This window comes from Bradyrhizobium sp. PRIMUS42, assembly GCF_023006515.1.
Classification (GTDB): domain Bacteria; phylum Pseudomonadota; class Alphaproteobacteria; order Rhizobiales; family Xanthobacteraceae; genus Bradyrhizobium.
Genome location: NZ_JALBGZ010000481.1, coordinates 1 through 5,029 on the forward strand (window position 1 = coordinate 1; position 5,029 = coordinate 5,029).

Consider the following 5,029-nt stretch of genomic DNA (forward strand, 5'->3'; position numbering starts at 1 on the left):
CCTGCGGCGAGAATGCGCAGCACCGCGAGCGCGCGGCGGATTGCCTGCGCGCCCTGCCGCGGTGCCATCGCATTGCGGGCTACTCTGGTTCTGTCCATAATATGGACAAGAACGCCACAATTCACTCGACAGGTAAAGCGCGCCTTTGGAGATTGCGCTCCGAACGAGTTGCCATGCGCGACGTCAGGCATTCGACGAAATTGGAAGCGCTGCCGGGAGGTTAACATGAGATTAATCTGGATTGCCATAGCTGCCGCTACTGCGATGCTGGCCGGGCCAGCGTCGGGCCAGCAATGGCCGGCACGCAACGTCAAGCTGATCGTGCCCTATCCCGCCGGCGGCAATGTCGACAGCGCCGCGCGCATCGTCGCCGACAAGCTGCAGGAAAAGCTCGGCCAGCCCTTCGTCATCGAGAACAAGGCCGGCGCCGGCGGCATGATCGCGGGCGAAGCCTTCGCGAAATCGGCGCCCGACGGCTACACGCTGTTCGTCGGCGCCAACGGCCCGGTGCTGTTCGCGACCGAGATCAACAAGCGCGACGCCTATAACTGGAAGAAGGACTTTCTGCCGATCTCGACGATCTCGATGACGCCGCTGGTGCTCGAGGTCCATCCGTCGGTGCAGGCGACGACGCTGAAGGAGTTCATCGATCTTGCCAAGCGCGAGCCCGGCAAGCTGACAATGGCCTCGCCCGGCCCCGGCACGACCAACCATCTGCTCAGCGAGCTGATGCAGTCGAACCTCGATGTGCAATGGGTCACGGCGCATTATCGCGGCAATGCGCCGGCGATCAACGATCTGCTCGGCGGCCAGGTGCAGTTCGCGTTCGACCAGCTCACGGTCAGCCTGCAGCACATCAAGGCCGGCCTGTTCCGCGCGCTCGCCGTTACCAGCCCGCACCGCCTGAAGTCGTTGCCCGACGTGCCGACCTTCACCGAGCTCGGCTACAAGGATTTCGACGGCCAGACTTTTACGGGCCTGTTCGCACCCGCGGGCACGCCGGCGCCGATCGTGGAGAAGCTGCACGAAACGCTCGTCGCGATCCTGAAGGACCCCAGCGTGGTCGACAAATTCGAAAAACTCGGCGGCGAAGCCACGCCGATGACCCCGGACGAATTCAGGGCCTATCTCGAGCGCGAGGACGCCAAGTGGATTCCGGTGGTGCGCAAGGCCAACATCACGGCGAACTGAGCCATGCAGATCGATCCCACCGAGCTCGGTGCCGAGCGCATCTACCGCCTGATGACCGGCATCGTGGTGCCGCGTCCGATCGCCTGGGTGACCAGCCTGTCGCGCAGCGGCGTGCTCAACCTCGCCCCGTTCAGCGCCTTCACCTTCGTCTCGCAGAAGCCGCCCATGCTCGCCATCAGCGTCGGCCGCAAGGGCGCCGACTACAAGGACACCGCGCACAACATCCTCGATACCGAGGAATATGTGATCCACATCGCCGATGCGCCGCTGATGTCGGCGGTGCACGATTCATCGGTCGAGCATCCGCCTGAGATCAGCGAGGTCGAACATCTCGGGCTCGAAACCCTGCCCTGCGAGCGCATCAAGGTGCGCCGGCTGGCGGCGGCGCCCGTCGCGATGGAATGCCGCTTCCGGCAATGCCTCGAATTCGGCGACGCCAAGAGCCGGCTCATCGTCGGCGAGGTCGTGATGTTCCACATCCGCGACGGCCTCGTGAACGACGGCAAGGTCGAGACATCAGCGCTCGACCCGATCGCCCGCATCGGCGGTCCTCGTTACGCCCGACTCGGCGAGATCGTGACGCTCAAGACCGTGTTCCAGACCCCGAAATCGAAAGACTGAGCGCCGCCGCCCGCCGCGCTACCCGAACACCATTGGAGAACGACCATGCGCCTCGTAAGCTATCTCTTGGACGGAGAGCCGCGCTACGGCGCGGCCGTCGAAGGTGGTGTGATCGATCTGACCAGGCGGATCGGCCGCAACTTCTCCGACGTCCGCGCGCTGATCGCGGCCAATGCGATCGCCGATGCGCAGGAAGCGGCGGCGGGCGCCAGGCCCGACTATGCGCTCGAAGACCTCGTCCTGCTGCCGCCGGTGCTGGCGCCGGAAAAGCTGTGGTGCATCGGCGTCAACTACGCCGAGCGCAACGCCGAATATAAGGACAATTCGGACCTGCCCAAATATCCGAGCCTGTTCGTGCGCAGCATGTCCTCGATGACCGGCTCGGGCCAGCCGCTGGAGAAGCCGAAGGTTTCGGACCAGCTCGACTATGAGGGAGAGCTCGTCATCGTGATCGGGCAGGGCGGCCGTCACATCCCGCGAGAGAAGGCGTGGTCGCACATCTTCGGCATGACGCTGTGCAACGAGGGCACGATCCGCGACTGGCTGCGTCACGGCAAGTTCAACGTGACCCAAGGCAAGAATTTCGATCGCTCCGGCAGCATCGGCCCGTGGATCGTCACCGCGGACGAGCTCGACCCGCGCGGGCCTCACGACATCACCACGCGAGTCAACGGCGAGGTGCGGCAGCAGGATACGACCGAGCGGCTGATGTTCCCGTTCGATTTCATCATCTCCTATCTCTCGACCTTCGCAACGCTGAAGCCCGGCGACATGATCGTGACGGGCACGCCGACCGGTGCGGGCGCCCGCTTCAATCCGCCGCGCTGGCTGAAAGTCGGCGACGTCGTCGAGGTCGAATCGAGCCGCATCGGCGTGCTGCGCAACACCGTCGCGGCGGAGAGCTAGATCATGCTGGACACTGCTGTGATCGAACGTCTTGCCGCGCGCCTGGATGAGGCCGAACGCACCAAGGCGCTGATCCCGATGTTCTCGAAAGAGTATCCGGATTTCAGCATCGAAGATGCCTACGCGATCCAGCGCGCCTGGACCAAGCTTCAGCTCGGCCGCGGCCGCATCATCAAGGGCCACAAGATCGGCCTGACCTCGAAGGCGATGCAGAACGCGGTCGGCATCTCCGAGCCGGATTACGGCGTGCTGTTCGCCGACATGTTCTATGCCGACGCCACGCCGATTCCGTTCGACCGCTTCCACGCGCCGCGCATCGAGGTCGAGCTCGCCTTCGTGCTGAAGGCGCCGCTGCGTGGTCCCGATTGCACCATCTTCGACGTGCTCAACGCCACCGATTACGTCACGCCCGCGCTGGAGATCCTGGAGACGCGCATGCATCGCGTCGATCCCGAGACAGGCAAGACGCGAAAGGTCATGGATACGATCTCGGACAACGCCGCCAATGCCGCGCTGGTTCTCGGCGGCCGTCCGATCCGCCCGATGGACGCGGATCTACGCTGGATCGGCGCGCTCCTGTTCCGCAACGGCGAGGTCGAGGAGACCGGCCTTGCCGCCGGCGTGCTCAATCACCCGGCGAATGGCATCGCCTGGCTCGCCAACCGCCTCGCGCCGCATGACGAGCATCTTAGGGCTGGCGAGGTCGTGCTGGCGGGATCGTTCACGCGCCCGGTCGACATCCGCCGCGGCGACACGTTCCATGCCGACTACGGCGCGTTCGGCTCGGTGTCGTGCCAGTTCGTCTGAACCAATAACAAACAGGGAGCGCAGTATGACGGGTCAAACACGGCGCAAGAGCATCCACATCGGCGGCTTCAAGCACGTCAATCCGATTCCGAACGCCTGCCGCATCGGCCATCTCGTGATGTCGGGCGTCATCCTCGGCCGCGATCCCTCGACCAATGCGATGCCGGAGGGTCTCGACGCGCAATGCGCCAACATGTTCGCGCATATGAAGGCGACGGTGGAGGCCGCCGGCGGCAGCACGGACGACATCATCAAGATGACGGTATGGCTGAAGGACCGCACGCAGCGCGGCCCCGTCAATGTCGAGTGGCTGAAAATGTTTCCGGACGAGCATTCGCGCCCGGCGCGCCACGCGCTGCCGATGGACAACATGGACGGCGGCGCGCTGGTGCAGTGCGACTTCACCGCCGTGATCGACTGAAGGAGTTTTGCGCATGCCGACCTATCTGCCGTTCGATCCCAATCCGCGCCGCCCAAGCAAGGCGCCGCCGCCGAAGACCGTCGACAGCCAGTTTCACGTGCTGGGCCCCATCGACAAATATCCGGAGCGCCCGGGAGCGGCCTACCGGATGCCGACCGCGACTTGGGAAGCGGCATTGCGCGTGCACAAAACGCTCGGCATCGAGCGCGGCATCATCGTGCAGACCACGACCTACGGCGCCGATCACGCCGTCGTGCTCGACGGCTTGGCTGCGATGGGCCCGAACTATCGCGGCTGCGCCAACGCGCTGGTGTTCGCTGAGGCGAGCGACTCATACCTCTCCAAGCTGCATGATGCCGGCGTGCACGGCGCGCGCTTCAGCTTCCGCCAGGAGCTCGGCGCCGTGCTGTCGGACGCCGATTTCGCCCGTGCGATCGCGCGCATCCGCGAGCTCGGCTGGTACGTCAAGATCCAGCCGGAGAAGGACGGCATCATGTCGAGCGTCGCGAAATACGAAAATCTCGACGTGCCCGTGCTGATCGACCACATGGCGCGGCCCGACCCCGAGGCCGGCAAGGACGATCCGAATTTGCGCAAGATGCTCGAGCTGCTGAAGAAGGGCAATTTCTGGGTGATGCTGTCACTCGGCGAGAAGACCTCGAAGGCCGGCGCGCCCTACGACGACGTCATCCCGATCGCGCGCGCCTATATCGAGGCGGCCGTCGACCGCTGCGTCTGGGCCAGCGACTGGCCGCATCCGGTCTCCGTCAAGCAGCCGCCGAACGATGCCGATCTGCTCGAGCTGATGTACCGCTATGTCGCGGACCAGACGGAGCTGGAAAAGATCCTCGTGCACAATCCGGCGAAGCTGTTCGGGTTTGCGGATTAGAGCACGCAAGGCTCACCACGAGCGCAGTGCGCTCCCTCTCCCGCTTGCGGGAGAGGGCGGGGGTGAGGGCCTTTTCCTCTAGGGGATTGTCCCATTGCGGAGACACCCTCTCCCCAACCCTCCCCCGCACGCGGGGGAGGGGGCGCACCGCCGTCGGCGCGAGCGCTCACACCACGGGCTGCCTCCCCACCCTG

At 65.0% G+C, this 5,029-nt stretch carries 6 protein-coding genes; all 6 read left to right on the top strand.

Translation table 11 applies throughout. From position 1 onward, the window contains the following. The first annotated feature begins 225 nt into the window (after nt 1-225). Genes MOV75_RS27130 through MOV75_RS27155 form a run of 6 tightly spaced genes read left to right on the top strand, consistent with a single transcriptional unit; the run spans nt 226 to nt 4,835 of the window. Nucleotides 226-1,191: a tripartite tricarboxylate transporter substrate binding protein gene (locus MOV75_RS27130; RefSeq protein ID WP_246922959.1), complete on the top strand. Its 966-nt coding sequence runs from the start codon at nt 226-228 to the stop codon at nt 1,189-1,191. 3 nt (nt 1,192-1,194) lie between these two features. Further along, complete coding sequence (locus MOV75_RS27135) at nt 1,195-1,812, top strand: flavin reductase family protein (protein WP_246922956.1); 618 nt, start codon at nt 1,195-1,197, stop codon at nt 1,810-1,812. Nucleotides 1,813-1,857: 45 nt separating this feature from the next. Beyond that, nucleotides 1,858-2,718 (top strand): fumarylacetoacetate hydrolase family protein, encoded by an 861-nt coding sequence (locus MOV75_RS27140; protein ID WP_246922953.1) that lies wholly within the window; start codon nt 1,858-1,860, stop codon nt 2,716-2,718. 3 nt (nt 2,719-2,721) lie between these two features. Then, nucleotides 2,722-3,525, top strand: coding sequence for a 2-oxo-hept-4-ene-1,7-dioate hydratase (hpaH, locus tag MOV75_RS27145; RefSeq protein WP_246922950.1), 804 nt, complete (start codon nt 2,722-2,724; stop codon nt 3,523-3,525). A 25-nt stretch (nt 3,526-3,550) separates the two neighbouring features. Then, nucleotides 3,551-3,946: a RidA family protein gene (locus tag MOV75_RS27150; protein ID WP_246922947.1), complete on the top strand. Its 396-nt coding sequence runs from the start codon at nt 3,551-3,553 to the stop codon at nt 3,944-3,946. Between the two features lie 13 nt (nt 3,947-3,959). Then, nucleotides 3,960-4,835 carry an amidohydrolase gene (locus MOV75_RS27155; RefSeq protein ID WP_246922944.1) on the top strand — a complete coding sequence of 292 codons (876 nt, stop codon included), beginning with the start codon at nt 3,960-3,962 and terminating at the stop codon, nt 4,833-4,835. Nucleotides 4,836-5,029 lie beyond the last annotated feature (194 nt).